The 23914-nt window shown below is 68.8% G+C and carries 20 protein-coding genes and 1 tRNA gene; 14 read left to right on the top strand and 7 right to left on the bottom strand.

Annotated elements, in window-relative coordinates:
• The first annotated feature begins 66 nt into the window (after positions 1 to 66).
• Positions 67 to 621 (top strand): NUDIX domain-containing protein, encoded by a 555-nt coding sequence (locus tag J2Y58_RS04405; RefSeq protein ID WP_310099208.1) that lies wholly within the window; start codon positions 67 to 69, stop codon positions 619 to 621.
• Between the two features lie 90 nt (positions 622 to 711).
• Here the strand turns inward: J2Y58_RS04405 and J2Y58_RS04410 are convergent, their stop codons facing one another.
• On the bottom strand, positions 712 to 993 hold the full coding sequence (locus J2Y58_RS04410) for an ETC complex I subunit (protein ID WP_310099211.1): 282 nt from the start codon (positions 991 to 993) through the stop codon (positions 712 to 714).
• 179 nt (positions 994 to 1172) lie between these two features.
• Between J2Y58_RS04410 and dnaK the strand changes: the two genes are divergently transcribed.
• The 6 genes from dnaK to J2Y58_RS04440 all read left to right on the top strand — a co-directional run bounded on the left by dnaK (position 1173) and on the right by J2Y58_RS04440 (position 9864).
• On the top strand, positions 1173 to 3080 hold the full coding sequence (gene dnaK / locus J2Y58_RS04415; protein ID WP_310099214.1) for a molecular chaperone DnaK: 1908 nt from the start codon (positions 1173 to 1175) through the stop codon (positions 3078 to 3080).
• 283 nt (positions 3081 to 3363) lie between these two features.
• Entirely contained in the window at positions 3364 to 4485 is a 1122-nt protein-coding gene (gene dnaJ, locus J2Y58_RS04420; RefSeq protein ID WP_310099217.1) for a molecular chaperone DnaJ, read from the top strand.
• Positions 4482 to 5456, top strand: coding sequence for a GTPase Era (gene era, locus J2Y58_RS04425; RefSeq protein ID WP_310099220.1), 975 nt, complete (start codon positions 4482 to 4484; stop codon positions 5454 to 5456). Before dnaJ ends, era begins: the two co-directional genes overlap by 4 nt.
• Positions 5457 to 5639: 183 nt before the next feature.
• Complete coding sequence (locus J2Y58_RS04430; protein WP_310099224.1) at positions 5640 to 7292, top strand: MFS transporter; 1653 nt, start codon at positions 5640 to 5642, stop codon at positions 7290 to 7292.
• The gene (locus J2Y58_RS04435; RefSeq protein WP_310099228.1) at positions 7289 to 8479 is read left to right on the top strand and encodes an HlyD family secretion protein; all 1191 of its coding nucleotides are present in this window, start codon (positions 7289 to 7291) and stop codon (positions 8477 to 8479) included. The genes J2Y58_RS04430 and J2Y58_RS04435 overlap by 4 nt, the downstream gene beginning before the upstream one ends.
• The gene (locus J2Y58_RS04440; RefSeq protein ID WP_310099231.1) at positions 8476 to 9864 is read left to right on the top strand and encodes an efflux transporter outer membrane subunit; all 1389 of its coding nucleotides are present in this window, start codon (positions 8476 to 8478) and stop codon (positions 9862 to 9864) included. Before J2Y58_RS04435 ends, J2Y58_RS04440 begins: the two co-directional genes overlap by 4 nt.
• 97 nt (positions 9865 to 9961) lie before the next feature.
• On the opposite strand, the gene J2Y58_RS04445 is transcribed toward J2Y58_RS04440, so the two are convergent.
• Positions 9962 to 10942: a hypothetical protein gene (locus tag J2Y58_RS04445; protein ID WP_310099233.1), complete on the bottom strand. Its 981-nt coding sequence runs from the start codon at positions 10940 to 10942 to the stop codon at positions 9962 to 9964.
• Positions 10939 to 11727, bottom strand: coding sequence for a glycosyltransferase family A protein (locus J2Y58_RS04450; RefSeq protein ID WP_310099235.1), 789 nt, complete (start codon positions 11725 to 11727; stop codon positions 10939 to 10941). Before J2Y58_RS04450 ends, J2Y58_RS04445 begins: the two co-directional genes overlap by 4 nt.
• Positions 11728 to 11782: 55 nt before the next feature.
• Here J2Y58_RS04450 and J2Y58_RS04455 point away from each other — a divergent pair, with 55 nt between their 5' ends.
• Both J2Y58_RS04455 and J2Y58_RS04460 read left to right on the top strand, forming a co-directional pair.
• Positions 11783 to 12847 carry a glycosyltransferase gene (locus tag J2Y58_RS04455; RefSeq protein WP_310099238.1) on the top strand — a complete coding sequence of 355 codons (1065 nt, stop codon included), beginning with the start codon at positions 11783 to 11785 and terminating at the stop codon, positions 12845 to 12847.
• On the top strand, positions 12844 to 13608 hold the full coding sequence (locus J2Y58_RS04460) for a glycosyltransferase family 2 protein (protein WP_310099241.1): 765 nt from the start codon (positions 12844 to 12846) through the stop codon (positions 13606 to 13608). The genes J2Y58_RS04455 and J2Y58_RS04460 overlap by 4 nt, the downstream gene beginning before the upstream one ends.
• 53 nt (positions 13609 to 13661) lie before the next feature.
• Here J2Y58_RS04460 and J2Y58_RS04465 read toward each other — a convergent pair whose 3' ends face one another.
• Positions 13662 to 14735 carry an NAD-dependent epimerase/dehydratase family protein gene (locus tag J2Y58_RS04465; protein ID WP_310099244.1) on the bottom strand — a complete coding sequence of 358 codons (1074 nt, stop codon included), beginning with the start codon at positions 14733 to 14735 and terminating at the stop codon, positions 13662 to 13664.
• Positions 14736 to 14854: 119 nt separating this feature from the next.
• On the opposite strand from J2Y58_RS04465, the gene clpB reads away from it, so the two are divergent.
• From clpB to J2Y58_RS04490, 5 genes are all read left to right on the top strand, one after another.
• Entirely contained in the window at positions 14855 to 17434 is a 2580-nt protein-coding gene (gene clpB / locus J2Y58_RS04470; RefSeq protein ID WP_310099247.1) for an ATP-dependent chaperone ClpB, read from the top strand.
• Positions 17435 to 17790: 356 nt separating this feature from the next.
• Positions 17791 to 19470, top strand: a complete 1680-nt coding sequence (mqo, locus tag J2Y58_RS04475; protein WP_310099251.1) for a malate dehydrogenase (quinone) — start codon at positions 17791 to 17793, stop codon at positions 19468 to 19470.
• A 340-nt stretch (positions 19471 to 19810) separates the two neighbouring features.
• Positions 19811 to 20539, top strand: coding sequence for a 4-hydroxy-tetrahydrodipicolinate reductase (dapB, locus tag J2Y58_RS04480; RefSeq protein ID WP_310099254.1), 729 nt, complete (start codon positions 19811 to 19813; stop codon positions 20537 to 20539).
• The gene (gene nth, locus J2Y58_RS04485) at positions 20536 to 21192 is read left to right on the top strand and encodes an endonuclease III (RefSeq protein WP_310099257.1); all 657 of its coding nucleotides are present in this window, start codon (positions 20536 to 20538) and stop codon (positions 21190 to 21192) included. The genes dapB and nth overlap by 4 nt, the downstream gene beginning before the upstream one ends.
• 136 nt (positions 21193 to 21328) lie before the next feature.
• Positions 21329 to 21405 (top strand) — tRNA-Arg (locus J2Y58_RS04490).
• Positions 21406 to 21864: 459 nt separating this feature from the next.
• Here the strand turns inward: J2Y58_RS04490 and J2Y58_RS20970 are convergent.
• From J2Y58_RS20970 to J2Y58_RS04500, 3 genes are all read right to left on the bottom strand, one after another.
• Positions 21865 to 22143 (bottom strand): recombinase family protein, encoded by a 279-nt coding sequence (locus tag J2Y58_RS20970; RefSeq protein ID WP_405053067.1) that lies wholly within the window; start codon positions 22141 to 22143, stop codon positions 21865 to 21867.
• Between the two features lie 116 nt (positions 22144 to 22259).
• Positions 22260 to 22580 (bottom strand): I78 family peptidase inhibitor, encoded by a 321-nt coding sequence (locus J2Y58_RS04495; RefSeq protein ID WP_310099259.1) that lies wholly within the window; start codon positions 22578 to 22580, stop codon positions 22260 to 22262.
• 63 nt (positions 22581 to 22643) lie between these two features.
• On the bottom strand, positions 22644 to 23855 hold the full coding sequence (locus tag J2Y58_RS04500; RefSeq protein ID WP_310099262.1) for a M10 family metallopeptidase C-terminal domain-containing protein: 1212 nt from the start codon (positions 23853 to 23855) through the stop codon (positions 22644 to 22646).
• Positions 23856 to 23914: the final 59 nt, after the last annotated feature.

Here is a 23914-nt window from a genome sequence, read left to right on the forward strand (position 1 = left end):
TGCGGCAGAGGGTAGGCGCGGTTTTTCGCTTCGCCAAGCGCCGCGGCTCCGGTAGACGGCGCCGCCATGACCGATCCGCACCGCCCCCCGCACCGCGACGCCGCCTTCTCCCCCGAAACCGCCTGGGAAGGCCGCTATATCAAGGTCGTGAAGCAGGGCGGCTGGGAATATGTCGCGCGTCAGCGCGGCATCCAGGCCGCGGTGATCGTCGCGATCGACGAGGCCGACCGCGTCGTGCTGGTCGAGCAGTACCGCGTGCCGCTCGGGCAACGCTGCCTCGAACTTCCCGCCGGGCTGATCGGCGACGAGACCGAGGGCGAGGCGGTCGCGATCGGCGCCGCCCGCGAACTGGAGGAGGAAACCGGCTACCGCGCCGGCCGCATCGAGGAGCTCGGCTTCTTCCACTCCTCGCCCGGGATGAACAGCGAGGGCTTCACGCTGGTGCGCGCGCACGATCTGGTGAAGGTCGGCGAGGGCGGCGGCGACGCGCATGAGGATATCGAGGTCCACCTCGTTCCCCGCACCCAGATCGCCGCCTTCGTCGCGCAGAAGCGCGCGGCCGGCGTCGCGATGGACGTCAAGATGCTGGTGCTGCTGGCCGACGCGCTGATCGGACCATGACGTCATCCCAGCGAAAGCTGGGATCTCGTGCCGCAAGGGTGCGCTCGATCGAACAAGATCCCAGCTTTCGCTGGGATGACGAATTTGCGTCTACCGGAAATTGTCCGCGTAGCTCTGCAATTTCAGCGTCTTGGTCGGGGTCGGGATCACCGCATACGCCAGCCCCTGCGCCTCGGCATAGGCGACCGCCGCCTCGCACGTCGGGAAGCTCAGCCGGATCTGGTCGCGCGTGTCCCCGCTGCCTGCCCAGCCGGTCAGCGGGTCCGGGCGCTTGGGCTCGCCGGGCTCGAACTCCAGCTGCCAGTGATCGGTGCGCGCCTTGCCGGACTGCATGGCGTTCTTCGGGCGCTGATAGATGCGGGCGGTCTGCATGATGACTCCTCCTACGTTCCACGCCGCAATCAGGCAATGGTTCCCACGGACATGATGCGGCAATCTTGCGGGCCGGTGCGCGCCACCTATATCGCCCTTCGTCAGACGCGGTTGCGCTGCCGTAACGGGGCGCGATCGCATGCGAAGTCACAAATATGCAGGGGCTAGGTAAAGCACTCATGGCAAAAGTAATCGGTATCGACCTCGGCACCACCAATTCGTGCGTGGCCGTGATGGAAGGCGGCAAGGCCAAGGTCATCGAGAATTCGGAAGGTGCGCGCACCACGCCGTCGATCGTCGCCTTCGCCAAGGACGGCGAGCGGCTGATCGGCCAGCCCGCCAAGCGCCAGGCCGTCACCAACGGCGACAACACGATCTTCGCGGTGAAGCGCCTGATCGGCCGCCGCTTCGACGATCCGGTCACCAAGAAGGATACCGAGCTGGTTCCCTATCACATCGTGAAGGGTGCTAATGGCGACGCCTGGGTGCAGGCCGGCGGCAAGGACTACAGCCCGTCGCAGATCAGCGCCTTCACGCTTCAGAAGATGAAGGAAACCGCCGAATCGTACCTCGGCGAGACGGTCACGCAGGCGGTCATCACCGTCCCGGCCTACTTCAACGACGCGCAGCGGCAGGCGACCAAGGACGCCGGGCAGATCGCGGGCCTCGAAGTGCTGCGCATCATCAACGAGCCGACTGCCGCGGCGCTGGCGTACGGCCTCGACAAGCAGGACGGCAAGACGATCGCGGTCTACGACCTCGGCGGCGGCACCTTCGACGTCTCGATCCTCGAGATCGGCGACGGCGTGTTCGAGGTGAAGGCCACCAACGGCGACACCTTCCTGGGCGGCGAGGATTTCGACAACAAGATCGTCGACTATCTGGCCGAAGGTTTCAGGAAGGACGAGGGCATCGACCTCACGAAGGACAAGCTGGCGCTCCAGCGTCTGAAGGAAGCGGCGGAAAAGGCGAAGATCGAGCTGTCGTCGGCGCAGTCGACCGAGGTCAACCTGCCCTTCATCACCGCCGATCAGAACGGGCCGAAGCACCTGGTCAAGACGATCAGCCGCGCCGATCTGGAGCGTCTGGTCGAGGACCTCATCAAGCGTACGCTGGAGCCCTGCAAGAAGGCGATGGCCGATGCGGGCGTCTCGGCCAACGAGGTCAGCGAAGTGGTGCTCGTCGGCGGCATGACCCGCATGCCGCGCGTCCGTGAGGTCGTGAAGCAGTTCTTCGGCAAGGACCCGCACACCGGCGTCAACCCGGACGAGGTCGTCGCGATGGGCGCCGCGATCCAGGCCGGCGTACTGCAGGGCGACGTGAAGGACGTGCTGCTGCTCGACGTGACCCCGCTGTCGCTGGGTATCGAGACGCTGGGCGGCGTGTTCACGCGCATGATCGACCGCAACACCACGATCCCGACCAAGAAGTCGCAGACGTACTCGACCGCTGACGACAATCAGCAGGCGGTGACGATCCGCGTCTTCCAGGGCGAGCGCGAGATGGCCGCGGACAACAAGCTGCTCGGCCAGTTCGACCTGCTCGGCATCCCCCCCGCCCCGCGCGGCGTGCCGCAGATCGAGGTGACGTTCGATATCGACGCCAACGGCATCGTGAACGTGTCGGCCAAGGACAAGGGCACCGGCAAGGAGCAGCAGATCCGCATCCAGGCCTCGGGCGGCCTGTCGGACGCCGACATCGACAAGATGGTCCGCGATGCCGAGAGCTTCGCCGAGGAGGACAAGAAGCGTCGCGCCGCGGCCGAGGCGAAGAACAACGCCGAATCGCTGATCCACACCACCGAGCGTCAGCTCGCTGACAACGGCGACAAGGTCGACGACGCGCTCAAGGGTGAGATCCAGTCGGGCATCGACGCTGCCAAGGCGGCGGTCGAGAGCGGCGATCCGGAGCAGATGAACGAGAAGAGCCAGGCGCTCGCGCAGGTCGCGATGAAGCTCGGCCAGGCGATCTACGAGAAGCAGCAGCAGGCCGATGCCGCCCCGCAGGGCGACGCCGGCACGGCCGAGGCGAAGAAGGACGACGACGTGGTCGACGCCGAATTCTCGGAAGTCGACGACCAGAAGTGATGAAACGCCCTCCCTCTCCCCTGCGGGGAGAGGGTCGGGGTGAGGGGTAGTGAGAAGGACTGACCATGCAACAAGCGACAGCGTTCATGGCCGCCCTCTCGCACCCTGATATCGCCTGCAACACCTCGTCATCCCCGCGAAGGCGGGGATCCAGAACCCCTGACGTCGCGCTTCTATCGCCAACGTCGGCGTGTCTGGATCCCCGTCTTTGCGGGGATGACGGTGAGAGAATACGGGTCGTCCGCACCGTCCTGCCGGAATGCCGATCCGACCTAGAGGCCGCATGACCGAAATCGACTATTACGAGCTGCTCGAATGCGAGCGCACCGCGGATGCCGCGACGATCAAATCGTCGTATCGCAAGCTCGCGATGAAGTATCATCCGGACAAGAACGCCGGGTGCAAGGATTCGGAAGCCCGCTTCAAGGCGGTCAGCGAGGCCTATGACTGCCTGAAGGACCCGCAGAAGCGCGCCGCCTACGACCGCTTCGGGCATGCCGCGTTCCGCAACGGTGGCGGCGGCGGGCATCAGGCGCAGGATTTCGGCGGCTTTTCCGACATCTTCGAAAGCGTCTTCGGCGAGTTCATGGGCGGCCAGCGCGGCGGCGGTCGGCAGCAGACGCGCCGCGGCGCCGACCTGCGCTACGACATGGAGATCACGCTGGAGGAGGCGTTCCACGGCAAGGAGACGGAAATCACCGTCGACATCTCCGCGCCGTGCGACACCTGCCACGGCTCGGGCTCGAAGCCCGGCACCCACGCGCACACCTGTCAGCATTGCCACGGCCACGGCAAGGTCCGCGCGCAGCAGGGCTTTTTCGTCGTCGAGCGCGCTTGCCCGCTGTGCCACGGCTCGGGCCAGGTCATCACCGATCCCTGCGCCGACTGCCGCGGCGAGGGTCGCGTCGAGAAGACCAAGACGCTCGCCGTCTCGGTCCCGCCCGGCGTCGACGAAGGCACGCGCGTCCGGCTGACCGGCGAGGGCGAAGCCGGGGCACGCGGCGCGCCCCCGGGCGACCTCTACATCTTCCTCCACGTCAAGCGCCACGCGATCTTCGAGCGGGAGGGCACCACCCTGTTCGCGCGCGCGCCGATCAGCTTCACCACCGCCGCACTCGGCGGAACGATGTCGATCCCCGGTCTCGACGGGAAGCGCCATGAAGTGAAGATCCCGGCCGGCATCCAGTCGGGCAAGCAGCTGAAGCAACGCGGCGCCGGCATGCCGGTGCTGCAAGGGCGCGGTTACGGCGATCTGGTCATCCAGATCGAGGTCGAGACCCCGACGAAGCTGACCACCCGCCAGCGCGCGCTGCTGGAGGAGTTCCGCGAGACCGAAACCGGCGACGAATGTCCGCAGAGCCAGGGCTTCTTCTCGCGCCTCAAGAGTGCCATTGCCGGCGAATGACCGATCACCAGCCCCCTGCGTCCGTTGAATCCAACGCGCTATCGTCTCAACATTCGCAACATTCGCCCCGGGATCCGTCGGCGCGACATTGCGGGCTGGTCGCGGTCGTCGGCGCCCCCAACGCCGGAAAGTCGACCCTGGTCAATGCCTTGGTCGGGCAGAAGGTCGCGATCGTCAGCCCGAAGGCGCAAACGACGCGCACCCGGCTGATGGGCGTGGCGATCGAGGGCGATACGCAGCTGCTGCTGGTCGACACGCCCGGCATCTTCGAGCCGAACCGCCGCTTCGACCGCGCGATGGTCGCTGCCGCGTGGGGCGGGACCGAGGGCGCGGACGTGATCGCGCTGGTCGTCGACGGCAAGGGCGGGCTCGGCCCGAAGGTCACCGAGATCGTCGAGGCGCTGAAGGGCCGCAGCGAGCCGATCTATCTCGTCCTCAACAAGGTCGACCTCGCCGACAAGCCCAAGCTGCTGCTCCATGCCGAGCGGCTGAACGCGTTGCTGCCGTTCGCGGAAACGTTCTTCATCTCCGCACAGACCGGCGACGGGGTCGGACACTTCAAGCAGGTGCTCGCCAGGGCGCTGCCGCAAGGCCCGTGGCACTATCCGGAAGATCAGGTCTCCGACGCGTCCGAGCGCGCACTGGCCGCCGAGGTCACGCGCGAGCAGCTCTACCTGCAACTCCACGCCGAACTTCCCTATGCCAGCGTGATCGAGACCGAGAAATTCGTCGACCGCGAGGACGGCTCGGCGGAGATCCACCAGCAGATCATGGTCGAACGCGCCTCGCAGCGCGCGATCGTGCTCGGCAAGGGCGGGGCGCGGATCAAGGAAATCGGCGCGCGTGCCCGTGCCGAGCTCGCGGTGCTGCTCGATCGCCCGGTGCATCTCTATCTGCACGTCAAGGTGAAGCCCGGCTGGGACGAGGACCGCGGCATCTACCGCGACCTCGGCCTCGACTGGGTGGAGTGACCGCCACCTGCCCGTCGCCGCTGCGCCAGCAGGGGCCCATGTCTCCCGCTCGTGCATCAGCCGTCATCCCGGCGAACGCCGGGGTCCGACGTGCCGCGCACGCCGCGCCGGTTGCGCATGCGGCGACAGGGATCCCGGCGGTCGCCGGGATGACGAGGATGGAAACACGCGGGCCGCGCTGACATGTCGCTCGTTGCCCGCCTGCGCCGCGTCCTCGCCGAGGAACGCTGGGATTACGCCCCGCACGAACGCCCGGTCATGCCCGGCTCGCCGGGTTCGCCCGACCACCCGCGCCGCCGCCAGATCGCCTACGCGCTCGTCGCGATCCTCGTCGGGCTGACCAGCGGGTTCGGCAATGCGTTGGTCAGCGCCAATACGGTCACGCTCGCCGGCGCGCTCGGGCTCGATCCGGCGGAGATCGCGTGGCTGCCGACCGTCTATGTGATGACCAACGTCAGCATCAATCTGCTGCTCATCAAGTTCCGCCAGCAATTCGGGTTGCGGCCGTTCGCGATCATCTTCCTGACGCTCTACCTGCTGCTCACGCTCGGCCATCTGTTCGTGCGCGATTTCTGGTCGGCGGTGCTGGTGCGCGGCGCCAGCGGCATGGCGGGCGCGGCGCTCAACACCTTTGCGCTATATTATCTGATGCAGGCGTTTCCCGCCAAATGGCGGCTGCGCGCGATCGTGCTGGGGATCGGCGTGCCGCAGCTGGCGACCCCGCTCGCGCGGCTGTTCTCGCCCGAACTGCTCTCGATGAGCCAGTGGCGAACGCTCTACCTCTTCGAACTGGGCCTCTCGGCGCTCAGCCTCGCCGCGGTGCTCGCCTTCCGCCTGCCGCCGACCACGCGGCAGAAGGCGTTCGAGAAGCTCGACTTCGTCACCTTTGCGCTGTTCGCCGGGTCGATGGGGCTCTTCGCGGCGGTGCTGGGGCTCGGCCGCTATGTCTGGTGGACGCAGTCGGCGTGGATCGGCTGGGCGCTGCTCGCCGCGATCCCGATGCTCGCCGCCGCGCTCATCATCGAACATCACCGCGCCAATCCGCTCCTCAACACGCGCTGGCTCGGCAGCGCCGACATCATCCGCTTCGCGGTGGTCACGCTGATGGCGCGCATCGTCCTGTCGGAGCAGACCTACGGCGCGGTCGGGCTGCTGACGGTGCTGGGGCAGAACAACGACCAACTGGTGCCGTTCTTCACCATCATCTTCCTCGCCACGGTCGCCGGTTTCGTCATCAGCGCGATCACGCTCGACCCCACCAAGCTGGCGCACCCCGTCATGCTCGCGATCGGCCTGGTCGCGGTCGCCGCCTGGGTCGATTCCTACTCGACCAGCCTGACGCGCGCGCCGCAGCTCTACGCCACGCAGGCGACGATCGCCTTCGCCGGCGCCTTCTTCCTCGGTCCGTCCTTGCTGTTCGGCATGACCCGCGCGCTGCAACAGGGCGCGGGCCATGTCATCAGCTTCCTCGCGCTGTTCGGCGTGCTCAACTCGATCGGCGGGCTCGCCGGCAGCGCGATCCTCGGCACGTACCAGGTGGTGCGCGAGAAGGCGAACAGCGCTGCGCTGGTGCAGGCGATCGACCCCACCGACCCGATCGTGCAGGCGCGGCTCCAGGCCGGCGCCAGCGGTGTGGCACGCGTCCTCGGCGACCCTTCCCTGCGCAGCGCGGAGGGCGGCGCGCTCCTGTCGCAGTCCGCCACGCGCGAGGCCAATGTGCTCGCCTATGACGACATGTTCCGGTTGATCGCGGTGCTCGCCGCGCTCACCTTCTTCTATCTGCTCTTCCTTCTCCTGCGCCGTTCGTGGCGCGCACGCGTTCAGGCCCCCGCATGACCGACACCCGCTCGCCCGTCGCCGCCAGTCCCGTTTCGGAGGGGCCCGCCACCGAGGAGAAGGTGGCCCAGGACGCCGCCGCCGCGGCCCCCGCGGTCCCCGCCGCCCCCGCCGCCCCCGCCGGGTCGGGCTGGCGGCCGCCGACGCTGTCGCGCACCGCGATCGCGCTGATCCTGCTGCTGGCCGCGGCGGGGATCGCCGCGGTGCTGGCGGCGTGGCGCATCTGGCCGTTCACCACCGGCTATGAATCGACCGACAACGCCTATGTCCGCGGCCGCACCACCGTGATCGCGCCGCAGGTGTCGGGCTATGTCACGCAGGTGCTGGTGCGCGATTTCGAGAACGTCCGCGCCGGCCAGCCGCTCGTCGCCATCGACGACCGCATCTACGCGCAGCGCGTCGAACAGGCGCAGGCGCAGGTCGAAAGCGCGCAGGCGACGCTCGCCAACAGCAACCAGACCGCCGCCAGTCGCCAGGCGAGCTTCGGCGCGCAAGGTGCGGCCGTCGCCAACGCCCGCGCGCAGCTGATGCGCGCGCAGGCCGACATGAACCGCGTCGACGACCTCGTGAAGGACGGCTCTGTCTCCCTGCGCGAACGCGACCAGACGCTCGCCGCGCTCCGCCAGGCGCAGGCGCAACTGAACCAGGCACAGGCCGCACAGGAGATCGCGCGCCAGGACATCCGCACCGTCGAGGTCGGGCGCGGCGGGCAGCAGGCCGGCGTCTCCGGCGCGCGCGCCGCGCTGCGCCTCGCCAAGATCGACCTGTCCAATACCGTGATCCGCGCCCCTGAGGCGGGTCGGCTCAGCGAGGTCGGCGTGCGCGTCGGCCAGTACGTCACGGCGGGCTCGCAGCTGATGTTCCTCGTGCCCCCCGAAACCTGGGTCATCGCCAATTTCAAGGAAGCGCAGACCGCGCGCATCGCGGTGGGACAGCGCGCCAGCTTCACCGTCGACGCGCTCGCCAACGCCCGCCTCACCGGCCGCGTCGAGCGCATCTCGCCCGCCGCCGGCAGCGAGTTCGCGGTGCTGAAGTCCGACAACGCCACCGGCAATTTCACGAAGGTGCCACAACGGATCGCTGTCCGCATCCGCGTCGATCCCGGCCAGCGGCTCACGCAGCGGCTGCGCCCCGGCATGTCGGTGCAGGCGCGCGTCGACACCGCCGGCGTGCCCGGCCCGCAATGACGCGCCGCACGCTCCTGCTCGCGCTGCTGCTCGCCGGTTGCGCGCTGCCGGGCCCGCGCCGCCCCCCGCCCCAGGCGGCGGCGGTCGTGCCGCCCCCGGCGTGGCGCAACGCGCTCCCGGCGAGCGGCACCGTGCAGGCCGGCTGGTGGCAGGGGTTCGGCGATCCCATCCTGACCGCCCTGGTGGAGCGCGCACTCGCCAACAACCTCGACATCCAGACCGCCGCCGCCCGCGTCGAGGAAGCGCGCGCCGCCGAGGCGCTGGCCCGCGCACAGCTGCTCCCGCAGGTCGGCGGCACGGTGCCCGAGACGCAGGGCCAGCAGATCAGCGCGCTCGGCACGACCGCGCGTTCGGCCGCGGTGCAGCCCGGCGTCACGCTCAGCTACGACCTCGACCTGTTCGGGCGGCTGCGGCAGGCGAGCCGCGCGGCACGCGCGCAGCTGCTCGCCACCGAAGCCGCCGCCGACACCGTCCGCCTCGCCACCGCCGCGACCGCCGCGCAAAGCTACATCACGCTGCGCGCGCTCGACCACCGGCTCGCGATCGCCCGCGACACGCTCGCCTCGCGCGCGGAGGCGCTGCGGATCGCCCGCCGCCGCTTCGAGGCGGGCTACACCTCGCGGCTCGAATACCGCCAGGCGCAGGCCGAATATGCCGCCACCGCGCAGCTCGTCCCCGCCGCCGAACTCGCGATCACCCGCGCCGAGAATGCGCTGGCGCTGCTGACCGGCGACGTGCCGCGCGCGATCGACCGCGGCGCGACGCTGGAGCGGCTCGCCGCCCCGCCGATCCCCGACGGCCTGCCCGCCGACCTGCTGCGCCGCCGCCCCGACCTGTTCCAGGCCGAGCAGACGCTGGTCGCCGCCGACCGCACGCTCGACAGCCAGCGCGCGGCGATGCTTCCCAATCTGTCGCTCACCGGCGCGGCGAACCTCGTGCTGTCGACCGCACTGGCGCAGCCCGAGCTGATCTTCTCGCTCGGCACCAGCATCCTCGGGCCCATCTTCGACGGCGGGCGGCTGCGCGCGCAGGAACGCGGCGCCACCGCGCGGCGCGACCAGGCCGCCTTCGCCTACCGGCGCACCGCGCTCACCGCCTTCCGCGAGGTCGAGGACGCGTTGGCCGGCGTCCGCCGCACCGGCGAGCAGGCGCAGTCGCTCGCCGCCCAGGCCGAGGCGTCGCGCGGCGCGCTCCAGAATGCCACCAATCGCTACCGTGCCGGCTATTCCAGCTATATCGAGCAACTCGACGCGCAACGCACGTTGCTCAACGCCGAACTGTCGCTGGCACAGGCGCGCGCCGACCGCCTCAACAGCTATGTCGCGCTCTATCAGGCGATGGGCGGCGGCTGGACGCGCGCCGACGTCGCGGCGGTGGAGCGGTAGGCCCCCGACCAACCCCGTCATTCCCGCGACGGCGGGAGTCCAGAACCTCCGGCGCGTGGGGATCCCCGCCTCCGTGGGGATCACGACAGCGGCGCGGTCAGGGAACCCCCGCCACCTTGTCTCCGCTGGCTGCGTTCTCCTCCTCCGGCACCTCCGCCCCCTCGATCGCCGGTTGCTTCATCACGGACGTCAGCAGGTAGAAGACCAGATTGCTCCCCTGCGTCAGCGCGCCGCCCGCCAGCAACAGTCCCGCCATCGCCTCGCGCGGCCCCTGGATCGTGCCGCTCATCTCCAGCGCGGCGCTCAGGAACAGCAGGTCGCGGTTCGGCACGATCGGCAACCGCGAGATCACCATCTGCGCGGTCAGGAATACCAGCCACACGCCCCACGGCTCCTGCGGCAGCACCACCGCCCATTGCGTCGCCTGAAGCAGCACCACGGCGACGATCCGCGCGACATGCACGCCCAGCACCTTGCCCGCACGGGGCAGCGGCATCGCGATCAACTGCCGCCGCAACCGGAACAGCAGCGGCAGCAGGAACACCGCCCCCACCGCCATCGCGACCAGCAACGCCGGCCCCGGGTTCAGCCAGCTCGCGATCCGCCGCCCGTTCCCCGCCGCGGCGAACGCCACCAGCAGCATCAGCGTGACCAGCCCGGAGGCGATCGCCGACAGGATCGCATTGTCCTTCAGACCGATAGCGATCACCCGCTTCGACAGCCCGATCGTCCGCCTGAGCCACACGAAAAGGAACAGCTCCCCCGAATAGCCGACCAGCGCGCTGTTATAGACGCGCTTGCGGATCAGCACCGGGAAGGCGCCGGGCAGCGCGCGCGCGAAGATCGTGCGAAACACGATTGTCTCCGACGCCGGCAGCACCAGGAACGTGATGACGAACAGCAGGTAGAACAACGGGTTGGTCGGCAGCGAGCGCACCACCTGCGTCCAGCCGATCGCGCGCACCTTCAGGACCATCCACGCGATCATGCCCGCGAAGAACGCCCAGCGCAGCACGGTGGCCGCGACGCGCACCCACGGTCGCGCGGCCCAGTCGGACCAGCGCGCGGCTGCGGTCAAAACAGCCCCAGCGCGCGCGACTGCGCGACATAGGCGTCGAACGCCGCGCGCTGATCGGGGGTCAGCCGGAACGCCGAGTAACGCGCGGTCGTCCCGGTCACGCGCCGCAGCTGCCACTCGACGATCTGCATCGGGCGCAGCGCCAGGCGTCGCTCGAAATGCCCGCGGTCCCAGGTGTTGTGCCCATGGAAGCAGCGGATCAGCAGATGCGCTTCCGCCTTCGGAATCAGGGCGGTGCCCAGCCGCAGCCACGCATCGCGGAACGTGCTGTCCTCGCCCTTGCGCTCCTTGGGATAGCGGATGTCGTCGCGGCGGCGATGGACGATGGTGCTCGGCGCGCCGCCCTGGAACCAGCTGAGATACGGGCGATCCAGCCATGCCGGATCGTCCAGATGCATCAACGTCGCCTCGCCCCAGACCGCCGCCTTGTCGCCCAGCGTCTCGACCGAGCGCGACAGCCGCCGGGGCGCGAACCAGTCGTCGTCGTCCCAATGCGCCATCAGGTCGCCGCGCGCCAGGTCGAGCGACAGGTTGCGCAGCTCGCCCAGCGTCGTCGCCGGGTTCTTGGGCAGGCGGTGGTGCAGCACGCGATCGGCGGGAATGTCGCGCAGGATCGGGGCGTAATCCTCCTCGCCGTCGTCGACGATCACCAGTTCGCGGTTGGGATAATCCTGCGCCAGGAAGCAATCGACCGATCGCTCCGCCAACGTGCGGCGATTGGCGGTGACCATCAGGCAGGAGATGCGCGGCCCTTCCTCGGCGAAGGGCATGGGCGAAGTGTTCACGTCGTCGGCAACCTAGGCAGCGCGTGCCGGCGCTGGTACGGCGCGGGGAATACCCATGGCACGCATCGTTTTCGTCCTCACCTACCCGGCCTATCACAGCGTCGCCGATCCGGCGGAGTGGCTTCGCTGGGACAATCGCGACCGGCGGATGCCCGCGCTCCTAGCCGCGCTCGGCGCCGATGTCGAGTTGTGGGGGGTCGGCGCGGCGGATGCCGGGCACGTCTCCGACGCCGCGTTCGGCGCGCCCTATCGCATCCGCCTGTTCGCGAAGACCGGCGGCGGCGCGAGGTCGCGCGATCATTACAGCGACGCGCTGGTCGCCGCGGCGCGCCGCGACGCGGCCGACCTCTTCGTGCTGATCGGCACCAACGGCGGGGCGGGCTATCGCCTGTTCGACCGCGCCCTGCGCCCCGACGCGCGCGCCTTCGCGCTCATCATCGGCGGCGATTACTGGAGCCGGCTGGTCCCGCACGCGCGGCTCCTCTTCACCGAAGGCGCGGTGCAGGAGGATGCGCTGGCGGCGGGCGGCTGGTTCCGCCCGCGTATTCCGCGCACGCGCATGGAGCGGCTGCCCAAGACGATCGACACCGAGCTGTTCCGCCCGCTGGGGGCGGAGCGGCGCTGGGACGTGCTTTCGGTCAGCCGCGTGACGCGCTGGAAAAGCTTCGCCGAGGTCGGCGTGCTGTCGCGCGCGCACCGGGTCGCGGTGGCGGGCGGCGGGCCGGACGCGGCGCGGATGGCGCGCCGCTATCCCGCGATCGACTGGCTCGGCCATCGCCGTCACGCCGAAATCCCGCAACTGCTCGCCCAAGCCGGCCTCTATTTCCACGCCGGCCGCCGCGACTATTTTCCGCGCGCGATCCCGGAGGCGATGGCCTGCGCGCGCCCGGTCGTCGGGTTCGCCGACCGGCTCGGCGCCGACGTCATCCCGCCCGAGTGCGGGCTGCGCGTCACCGAGCGCGATTTCCGCCCGCTTGTCGCCGCATTGCTGCGCGATCCCGTGCGTATGGCGCAGATGGGAGCAGCGGCGCGCGCGCATGTCGTCGCCACGCACGGCCTGCGGTCGAGCGAGGCGGCATGTCGCACGCTGCTGCGCGTCGCCGCGGAGGTGCGGGCATGAACTGGACGTTCGTCATCGCCTATTACAACGAGGCGGCCTATCTCGGTGAAACGCTCGCCAGTCTCGCGGCGCAGACGCTCAAGCCCTTTCGGCTGATCCTGGTCGACAACGGCTCGACCGACGCATCGGCGACGATCGCGCGCGCCGCGGTCCTGCCCGATGTCGAGGTGCTCCACCTCAGCGAGCCGCGCGCCGGCAAGATCTTCGCGCTGGAGTCGGCGATGCCGCATCTTTCCACCGCGTTCGTCGCGTTCGGCGACGCCGACACCTTCTACCCGCCCGACTATCTCGCCACCGCCGCGCGCAATTACGCGGCGCCCGACATCGTCGCGGTCATGGCCACCGACGTGCCGTCCGATCCGGCCGCGGCCTGGCGCAAGCGGCACCACAACCGCATCGCCAGCTGGCTGTGGCCCAAGCAGACGCACACCGGCGGCTTCGGCCAGACCTTCCGTACCGCGCCGTTCCTCGCCGCCGGCGGCTATGCCGAGCGGCACTGGTCCTATGTGCTGATGGACCACGAGATCATGCAGCGCGTCGTGAAACAGGGTCGCGTCGTCTACCCCTTCGACCTGTGGTGCATCCCGTCCGACCGCCGCACCGACCGCACCCGCGTCCGCTGGACGCTGCCGGAACGACTGCTCTACCACTTCACCCCGTGGTTCGCGAAGGACTGGTATTTCTACCGCTTCCTCGGCCCGCGCCTGAACGCGCGCAAGCTCGGCCACCTGAACCTGCGCGAAAAAACGTGGCAGCAGTAACCGCCGCTCGCTCTCCGTCATTCGCGCGAAGGCGGGAATGACGGAGAAATCCCTCACTCCGGCTCCACCCCCCGCGCCAACCGCCGCCGGGCGTAATCCAGCGCCCGCCGGATTCCGTCGTCCAGCGTGATCGTCTGCCGCCATCCCAGCTCCGCTCCGATCCGCGTCGCATCCGAGTAGCGCTCCGCCACCCCGACCGGCTTGCCCTCGGTCCCCAGCACCGGCGCATCATAGCCCTCGATCGCCACCATCCGCGCCGCCAGATCCAGGAAGCGCGTCGCCACGCCGGACCCGATGTTGAACGCGCGCGCGTCGCTCACCCCGCGGCACACCAGCAGGCACGCCGCGCACGCATCGTCGATATGGACGAAGTCGCGCGTCTGGTGCCCCGATCCCCACACCCGCACCGGATCGCGCCGCGCCGCGACGCGCAGCGCGATCGCGGGGAACGGATAGACCACGTCCTGATCCTCGCCATAGCCCGAGAACGGCCGCACCACCCCGACGCTCAGCCCATATTTCTCGTGCGCGATCCGCCCCAGATACTCGCCGGTCAGCTTGCTCCAGCCATAGGTGTAGTCGGGCAGTCCCAGCCGCTTTTCGAACGAGATATCGTCCTCGCGCAGCGCGCGGCTCTCTCCCGCCTCCTGCAAATCGATCGGATAGGCGGCGCTCGACGAGGCATAGAGGATGCGCTCGGGCCGTGCGACCTTCGCCGACCAGAGGAAGAAGGTGCTGTCGATCGCCAGGTCGATCCCGACCGCCAGCGGATCGTTGTCGATCACGTTGCGCCCGCCGACGACGCTCGCCAGGTGATAGACCTCGTCGAACGCCGGCAGCCTGGCGAGGCCCAGCGACGGCGTCATCCCCAGCTCGGCCTGCGCCACCGCGACGAAGTCGGCGCGGATGAACCGCACCACCGCATCGTGCCCGGCCACCTCGTGGAAGCTGACGCCGCCCTCCTCGCCGACGTGGCGCAGCTGCGGCACCTCCCAGTCGGCGGGCGCCTTGCCGGTCGACAGATCGTCGACGATCCACACTTCGTTGCCGCCCTCCGCCGCCAGCTTGGCGACCAGATGACGACCGACGAAGCCACAGCCCCCGGTCACCAGAACACGACGCGCCACTTCATCCCTCCACGGTTGCGGCGCTCGCGGTGCCATCCTAGCTTCGAGCGCGCAAGAACGTCCCCTTGTGTTGCCGAATAGCAACACCATCTGACACCCAAGAGAAACAGGGCTTACAGATGAACCTAGAGAAATTCACCGACCGCGCGCGCGGCTTCCTGCAATCGGCCCAGACCGTCGCGTTGCGCATGAACCACCAGCAGATCGCCCCCGAGCATCTGCTCAAGGCGCTGCTGGAGGACGAGCAGGGCATGGCCGCCGGGCTCATCACCGCGGCGGGCGGCGACCCGCGCCGCGCGGTCAGCGAAACCGACGCCGCGCTCGCCAAGATCCCCGCGGTCAGCGGCTCGGGCGCGCAGAATCAACCCGGCCTGTCCGCCGACGCCGTCCGCGTCCTCGACCAGGCCGAACAGATCGCGCAGAAGGCCGGCGACAGCTATGTCACGGTCGAGCGGCTGCTCGTCGCGCTCGCGCTGTCGCTCAACACCGCCGCGGGCAAGGCGCTGAAGGCGGCGAACGCCACGCCCGAAGCGCTGAACGCCGCCATCACGCAGCTGCGCGGCGGCCGCACGGCCGACACCGCCAGCGCCGAGGACCGCTACGACGCGCTCAAGAAGTTCGCGCGCGACCTGACGCAGGCCGCCCGCGATGGCAAGCTCGACCCCGTGATCGGCCGCGACGAGGAGATCCGCCGCACCATCCAGGTCCTCGCGCGCCGCACCAAGAACAACCCGGTCCTCATCGGCGAGCCCGGCGTCGGCAAGACCGCGATCGTCGAGGGGCTGGCGCTGCGCATCGCCAACGGCGACGTGCCCGATGGCCTCAAGGACAAGACGCTGATGGCGCTCGACATGGGCGCGCTGATCGCGGGCGCGAAATATCGCGGCGAGTTCGAGGAGCGGCTGAAGGGCGTCATCGACGAGGTCAAGCAGGCCGAAGGCGACATCATCCTCTTTATCGACGAGATGCACACGCTGATCGGCGCGGGCAAGTCGGAGGGCGCGATGGACGCCGGCAACCTGCTCAAGCCCGCGCTCGCCCGCGGCGAGCTGCACTGCGTCGGCGCGACCACGCTCGACGAATATCGCAAGCATGTCGAGAAGGACCCCGCGCTGCAACGCCGCTTCCAGCCGGTGTTCGTCGGCGAACCGACCGTGGAGGACACGATCAGCATCCTGCGCGGCCTCAAGGAGAAGTACGAGCTGCACCACGGCGTGCGGATCACCGACGGCGCGCTCGTGTCGGCGGCGACGCTCTCCAACCGCTACATCACCGACCGCTTCCTGCCCGACAAGGCGATCGACCTGATGGACGAGGCCGCCAGCCGCCTGCGCATGGAGGTCGAGAGCAAGCCCGAGGAGATCGAGACGCTCGACCGCCGCATCCTGCGCCTGAAGATCGAGCGCGAGGGGCTGAAGCGCGAAACCGACGCCGCCTCGCTCGACCGGCTCGAGACGCTGGAGGGCGAACTCGCCAACCTCGAACAGCAGTCCGCCGAGCTGACGCAGCGCTGGATGGCCGAAAAGGACAAGATCGCCGGCGAGACGAAGCTGAAGGAGCAGCTCGACGCCGCGCGGCTCGAACTCGAACAGGCGCAGCGGCAGGGCGACCTCGCGAAGGCCGGCGAGCTGTCCTACGGGCGTATTCCCGCGCTGGAGAAGCAACTGGCCGAGGCGCAGGCCGGTGCGCAGGGCGCGATGCTGCGCGAGGAAGTCACCAGCGACGATATCGCCGCGGTCGTCAGCCGCTGGACCGGCGTGCCCGTCGACCGGATGCTGGAGGGCGAGCGCGAGAAGCTGCTTCGGATGGAGGAAGTGCTGGGCCAGCGCGTCATCGGTCAGGCCGAGGCGGTTCGCGCCGTCTCCACCGCCGTCCGCCGCGCGCGCGCCGGATTGCAGGACCCCAATCGCCCGCTCGGGTCTTTCCTGTTCCTCGGGCCGACCGGCGTCGGCAAGACCGAGCTGACCAAGGCGCTGGCCGAATTCCTCTTCGACGACGCCAGCGCAATGGTGCGCATCGACATGAGCGAGTTCATGGAGAAGCACGCGGTCGCGCGGCTGATCGGCGCGCCGCCGGGCTATGTCGGCTATGAGGAAGGCGGCGTCCTGACCGAGGCGGTGCGCCGCCGCCCCTATCAGGTCGTGCTGTTCGACGAGGTCGAGAAGGCGCACGGCGACGTCTTCAACGTGCTGCTCCAGGTGCTCGACGACGGACGCCTGACCGATGGCCAGGGCCGCACCGTCGACTTTTCGAACACGCTCATCATCCTGACCTCGAACCTCGGCAGCCAGTATCTGGCCAACATGCCCGAGGACGCGGCCGTCGACACGGTCGAGCCGCAGGTCATGGAGGTCGTCCGCGCGCACTTCCGCCCGGAATTCCTCAACCGGCTGGACGAGATCATTCTCTTCCACCGGCTGGGCCAGGCGCACATGGGGCCGATCGTCGACATCCAGGTCGCGCGCGTCGGGAAGCTGCTGGCGGACCGCAAGGTCACGCTCGACCTCACCGACGCCGCGCGCGCGTGGCTGGGTCGCGTCGGCTACGACCCGGTCTACGGCGCCCGCCCGCTCAAGCGCGCGGTCCAGCGCCACTTGCAGGACCCGCTCGCCGAGTTGATCCTGCGCGGGCAGGTCAAGGATGGTTCGACCGTCCATGTCGACGAAGGCGACGGCAAGCTGGTGCTGTCGGTCGCATGATCGGCGGCGGGGGCGGCCGAACCGCCGCCTCCGTCATTCCCGCGCAGGCGGGAATCCAGACGCGCAGGTCCGTCGATAGAACCGCGACGTCAGAGGTTCTGGATTCCCGCCTGCGCGGGAATGACGGCTGAAAGACCGGGCTTGCCTTCACCCATGACACGCTTCGTCACACCCTCGACCCTTGCACCCCGCGCCCCACGATGCCATCTGCGGTCGCGAACGATCCATTTTGGGTGAGGATTTCCATCGCGGTCGCGCCCGGTACACCCGGTGCTGCGTCCGGAACGATCACGGACCACGCGCCTCCGGCTCACACCGAACCGGGGGATCGTTGTCATAGCGGAAAGACCCATCCGGTGCCCACCGACCCGAACCTGCCGACCACCGGCCTCACCCGTCGCAGCCTGCTCGGCACCGGCCTTGCCGCCGGCACCGCCGCGCTCGCGCCCGCCGCGCGTGCCGCCGCCACCGAGCGCAAGGTCAACGTGCTGCTGATCGGCGCGGGCATCATGAGCGCGACGCTCGGCGTGCTCCTCAAGCAGCTCGAACCCGGTTGGACGATCGAGCTGGTCGAGCGGCTCGACACCGTCGCCGACGAAAGCTCCAACGGCTGGAACAACGCCGGCACCGGCCACTCGGCGCTGTGCGAGCTGAACTATACGCCGGTCAACACGGCGGACGGGCGCGTCGAGATCGCCAAGGCGATCGAGATCAACGAACAATTCCAGGTCACGCGCCAGTTCCTGTCCGCGCAGGTAAAGGCCGGCGTGCTCGGCAACCCGCGCACCTTCATCAACTCCACCCCGCACATGAACCTGGTCTGGGGCGACGAGAACGTCGCCTTCCTCCAGAAGCGCCACGCCGCACTCGGCGCCAGCCCGCTCTTTTCGGGGATGGAATTCACCACCGACCCCGCGCAGATCGCCCGGTGGGTGCCGCTGATGATGGAGGGTCGCCCGGCAGGCCAGAAACTGGCCGCCACCCGTTCCCCGCTCGGTACCGACTGCGACTGGGGCGAGGTCACGCGCCAATATATCGCCTCGCTCCAGAAGCAGCCCGGCTTCACGCTCAGCACCGGCCATGAGGTCCGCTCGCTGGAGCGCAACACCGACGGCACGTGGCGCGTCACCGCCAAGGGGATGAAGGACGACAGCGAGCAGGTCATCACCGCGCGCTTCGTCTTCGCGGGCGCCGGCGGCGGCGCGCTCCCGATCCTCCAGAAGTCGGGCATCCCGGAGGCCGACGATTACGCCGGCTTCCCGGTCGGCGGCTCGTTCCTCGTCACCGAGAACCCTGCGATCGCGCATCGGCATCTCGCGAAGGTCTATGGCAAGGCCGCGACCGGCTCGCCGCCGATGTCGGTCCCGCACCTCGACACGCGCTACCTGAACGGTCGCCAAGTGCTGCTGTTCGGCCCCTTCGCGACCTTTTCGACCAAGTTCCTGAAGGAAGGGTCGTATTTCGACCTGCCCGCCTCGGTCACGCTCGACAATTTCCGCCCGATGCTCGCGGTCGGGTGGGACGATTTCGACCTTGTCGAATATCTCGCCGGGCAACTCATCATGAGCGACGAGGACCGCATGAACGCGCTGCGCGAATATTTCCCCGGTGCGAAGGACGGCGACTGGCGGCTGTGGCAGGCGGGACAGCGCGTGCAGATCATCAAGCGCGATCCGAAGAAAGGCGGCGTGCTGAAGCTCGGGACCGAGATCGTCGCGTCGAAGGACGGCTCGATCGCCGCGCTGCTCGGCGCATCGCCGGGCGCATCGACCGCGCCGTCGATCATGCTCAACCTGCTCAAGAAGGTCTTCGCCGACCGTCTCGCCACCCCGGCGTGGCAGCAGCGCATCCGCGCGATCGTCCCCAGCTACGGCGTGGGGCTGAACGGGCAACCCGATCTGCTCGCGCGCGAATGGGCCGCGACCGCCGAGGTCCTGCAACTCGCGATCCCCTCCCCCGCCGTCCACGTCGCCCAAACCCCGCGCCCGGCCGCGACCCGCGTGAAGCCGGACCGCCACCCCGATCTGGCGCTTTGAGGCGCAGGGCGGCCAGCGCCACGGTGGCGCCGCACTCGCGCAAGCCCGTCTGACGACGCGGCTTCGCCGCGGCGGGCCTTAAGGCTCCGTCATCCCCGCGAAGGCGGGGATCCAGAACCTCCGACGTTGCGGCTCTACAAGCTGGCGACGCGTGTCTGGCTTCCCGCCTCCGGTCGAAGTTTATCCTGAGCGCCTGCCTCACAGGCAGTCGAAGGGCGGGAATGACGGCGGAAATGACCACGTTCCTCTGCCCAACAATTGTCCGACCAAACCCCCTGTCCCTGTGCCCCGCTTTCGTGGCAGAGCAGCGACCCGACGCCTCCCAACCCGAGTACCCCGCATGACCAGCATCGGCATCTACGGCAGCAACGGCCGCATGGGCCGCGCCATCGCCACCATCGCCGCCGGCGAGGGGGTGACCGTGGCCGGCGGCGGCGATGCGGGCAGCGATCCGCTCCCCGTCGCGCAGGCCGCCGACGTGCTCGTCGACTTTTCCACCCCGGCCGCGCTCGAATCGCATCTGGCCGCCGCGGCCGCGGCACGCACCCCGATCGTCATCGGCACCACCGGGCTGCTCGCCACGCATCAGGCAATGATCGAGCGCGCCGCGGAGACGGTCGCGGTGCTCCAGACCGGCAATACGTCGCTCGGGGTCACGCTGCTCGGCATCCTGGTGCGCGAGGCCGCGGCCCGGCTCGGCGCGGATTGGGACATCGAGATCGCCGAGATGCACCACCGCCACAAGGTCGACGCGCCCTCGGGCACCGCCTTGCTGCTCGGCGAGGCGGCGGCGGCGGGCCGCGGCACGCGGCTGGCGGAGGTCCGCGTGGACAGCCGCGCCGGGCTGGTCGGTGCGCGCAGCGAGGGCACGATCGGCTTCGCCAGCTTGCGCGGCGGCTCGGTGGTCGGCGACCACACCGTCGTCTTCGCCGGCGAAGGCGAGCGGATCGAGATCGGCCACCGCGCCGACGACCGCACGATCTTCGCGCGCGGCGCGGTGAAGGCCGCGCTGTGGCTCGCCGGTCGCGCACCGGGCCGCTACGCGATGGCCGAGGTGCTCGGGCTTTGAAGAAGGCGGACGTCGTCGAATTCTACCGGCGACTGGCGGAGGCGAACCCGCACCCCGAAACCGAGCTGGAGTCGGTCAACCACTATACCCTGCTGGTCGCGGTCGTGCTGTCCGCGCAAGCTACCGACGCCGGCGTCAACAAGGCCACGCGCGCATTGTTCGCGCAGGTCGATACGCCCCAAAAGATGCTGGCGCTCGGCCTCGACGGCCTGAAGCACCACATCCGCACGATCGGCCTGTTCAATACCAAGGCCAAGAACGTCATCGCGTTGTCGCAGGCGCTGGTCGACGAGCACGGCGGCATGGTGCCGTCCAACCGCGACGCGCTGGAAAAGCTGCCCGGCGTGGGACGCAAGACCGCCAACGTCGTCATGAACGTCGCGTTCGGCGCGGAGACCTTCGCGGTCGACACGCACATCTTCCGCGTCGGCAACCGCACGGGGCTGGCGAAGGGCAAGACGGTGCTCGCGGTCGAGAAGCGCCTCGACGCCGTCACCCCCCAACCCTTCCGCGTCCACGCGCATCACTGGCTGATCCTGCATGGCCGCTACGTCTGCAAGGCGCGACGTCCCGAATGCTGGCGCTGCATCGTCGCGGACCTTTGCGCATTCAAGCCGAAAACACCGCCACCGGCGCCCGAAAAGACGGTGTGATCATGCGCGCCACCGGTCCCCTCACCGCTATTTTCGCCCCTGTCGCGGCACCGACGCGCGATTGCGCGGGACCGGCCGTGCCCGTGATGATTCCGGGTAGCGCCGACGGCCAACCCCTGCTAGGCGATCCCCACCGGCACCCGTAGCTCAGCTGGATAGAGCGCTGCCCTCCGAAGGCAGAGGCCACAGGTTCGAATCCTGTCGGGTGCGCCAATCACTCTTGAAAGTACGAACCTTGTCGTCGGTCGGCGTTTCACCGGCCGCGGCGATTTCGCGCGCGCGGTTGGGGCGGCGTATAATGATTTGCTCGCGGCTCATCACGACTTGGCCGACACAGGCGCGGACATAGCGCCGGTGGACCTGAAACTCCGCTGTATCGCGCCGCTCTGGCGCTCAGGCGAGACGATCTCGTCGGCAAGTGATGATAGGCGCAGCTTGAGCGTCGCCAGCCGTTCTTTGAGAAACGGGTCGTTGGGGGTGGTCGCCTCGCTCTCGACCGTTCCGGTTGGAACAGGCGCTTTACGAGCGCGGAGACCAAAGCCTGATCGACCTGCGCCATGGGCATTTTGTTAGCGCCACAGGACAGGTCGCCCTTCTTGCGGCGGTTGGAACAAGTGTCATAGCGGTAGCGGCCCCTGACCGGTCATTCGCCTCAAGGTCGCGATGCAGCCGTTACCGCCGCAGCGGCCGATACCGGACGAAAGCACCGGCGAGGTTTGAGATCGTGGCGTGGCAATGCGAGGATTGCGCTCTCAGCCGCTGTTGGACGGCCTGGAACCGTTGTTGCATTAGGATCGCTGGCATCTGCACCTCGACCCATCTCTCACGTGGCCGTAGCTTGCGTGTTCGGCTGTCACGGCACCCGTAATATCGCCGCCCGGCATAGGTCTCGCGAATCAGGGTCGCATGGATCAGGCCGGTATGAACGCCCGCCGCAGCATTGGCGTTCATGACGATCTTGACCTGCCCGGCGTGAATCTCACTGTTGGCCGCGGCGACCCGACGTGGCCGACCCACTTGCCACGCCTGGTGTGTCTACAATCTACTCGGCCCGGACGGGGCAGCCTCTAACCGCAGGTCAGTCGAAGGATCCGACCTTCGGCATCGAGGTGAACGTTGAGGCGATTGGGCAGCAGGTCCATGGTGCCGGCGTCGTTGGGCCCGAGCACTCTTATGCGGCGCGGATCCTTGTCCCGGAGGCGCGCGATGTCCTGCGACGACAGCCTGGCTCCGGGCTTGAGACGCCGTGCGCCACTCTCCCCCGCCGCGGCGGCGACGGAGCAGGAAGGCTCCGTCGCCGCCCCGTCGGGCAGCCCGGGTTCGCCGAACGGCTGTCCCCCCTGGTTGGACGCGGCCATCAACATTCCGGCGGTCAGCCAAGTGCGCATGGCGTCTCCCACTCTGTCGTCCGGGACGATATCGCGAACCGCGCCGGATCGGCGTTCCGTGCGTCAGGCATAGACCTGTACGCCGGTCGACATCACGTCGTGCATGGCATTGTACAGATAGAAGGGGTGGTCACCCGGCCCGTCCGATACGTGCATCGTCGAAGCGGTCCCCGCTGCCGAGCTCGCGCTTGCGTCATAGGCGGCATGGTCTGTCATGCCGAGCGCGAGTTCCCGGACGCGACCGTCGGCGGCGTCGTTCGATCCGTCCGAAACAAAGGCATACCACCAATAGCCGTCCGACTTGCCCATGGCTTGAAGAACCGCGCCGCCATGGCCGACGAGGTCGACGGTATCGCCACGAACCGTTCCGTCGAGCAGGACGGTGCCGTTCGCGCCGAGCGTGATCTGCCCGTCCGAATCTGCGCCGCGGAGCTGCTTCGTCGTGGCGATCCGGTCGCCCGCGCTCCAGTCTAGGATTTTGTCGTGACCGCTGGCGCCTTGGGTATCAAACACGAAGACGTCGTCGCCGCTCCCGCCAAAGAGCGTGTCGTCGCCCGCACCGCCGTTCAGCCGGTCGGCTCCGCGCATGCCGTACAGCTTGTTGTCCAGCGAGTTGCCGGTAAGCCGGTCATTGCCGTCGCCCGACACCGCATTCTCGATCGCCGAGCCTTTGGCGATGGTGTACGCATCACGCCCGGCAAAGCGGCTCGTCTCGCCCTCGACCAGCGAGATCTGCGCGTCGCTGCTGATCGCCGCGGCGTTGATCCAGTCGATTCCCCCATTGGTGTCGCTCAAGGTGGTGCGCTCCTGCTCCCCGGCGATCGCGGCCATGGTGAAGAACTCGTCGGTGTAGGTGTGGACGTCGTTCACGTTCGTGCTGCCGCCGTGCAGGTCGACCTGCACCGTATTGATCGTCAGCAGCGTATTAAAGGAAGATTCGGCCTTCAGCGTCCAGGTGCCGTTCGGGCTGGCACCCATGAAGTTGCGGAAACCGAAGGTGAAGCTCTGCGTGTCGGACGAATAGATGCCCGAAGAGCTGGTCGGCAGCAGGTCCATGAACGCCTCCGTCCCGTCTGGGGCGGTCAGCGCGATCTTGACCGGCGACGCAAGGGTGAAACCTTGCGTGCGGTTGCCGCTCAGCGGCAGAAGCGCCTTGTAGGTGATCGTCATGTCGACCTGCTCCAGCGAGAGGTCGGCGCCCTTGATCTCGAACGAGTAGGACGCCGGAACGCTGCTGAACTGGCTATAGGAGTCGTTGCGGTTCAGATTCTGCAATCGTACCGGCGTGAGGTCGGCAGTGTACGTTGCGGAACCCTTAATCTCCAGTATTTATG

Origin of the sequence: Sphingomonas sp. BE138, assembly GCF_031456125.1 — a bacterium.
GTDB lineage: Bacteria > Pseudomonadota > Alphaproteobacteria > Sphingomonadales > Sphingomonadaceae > Sphingomonas.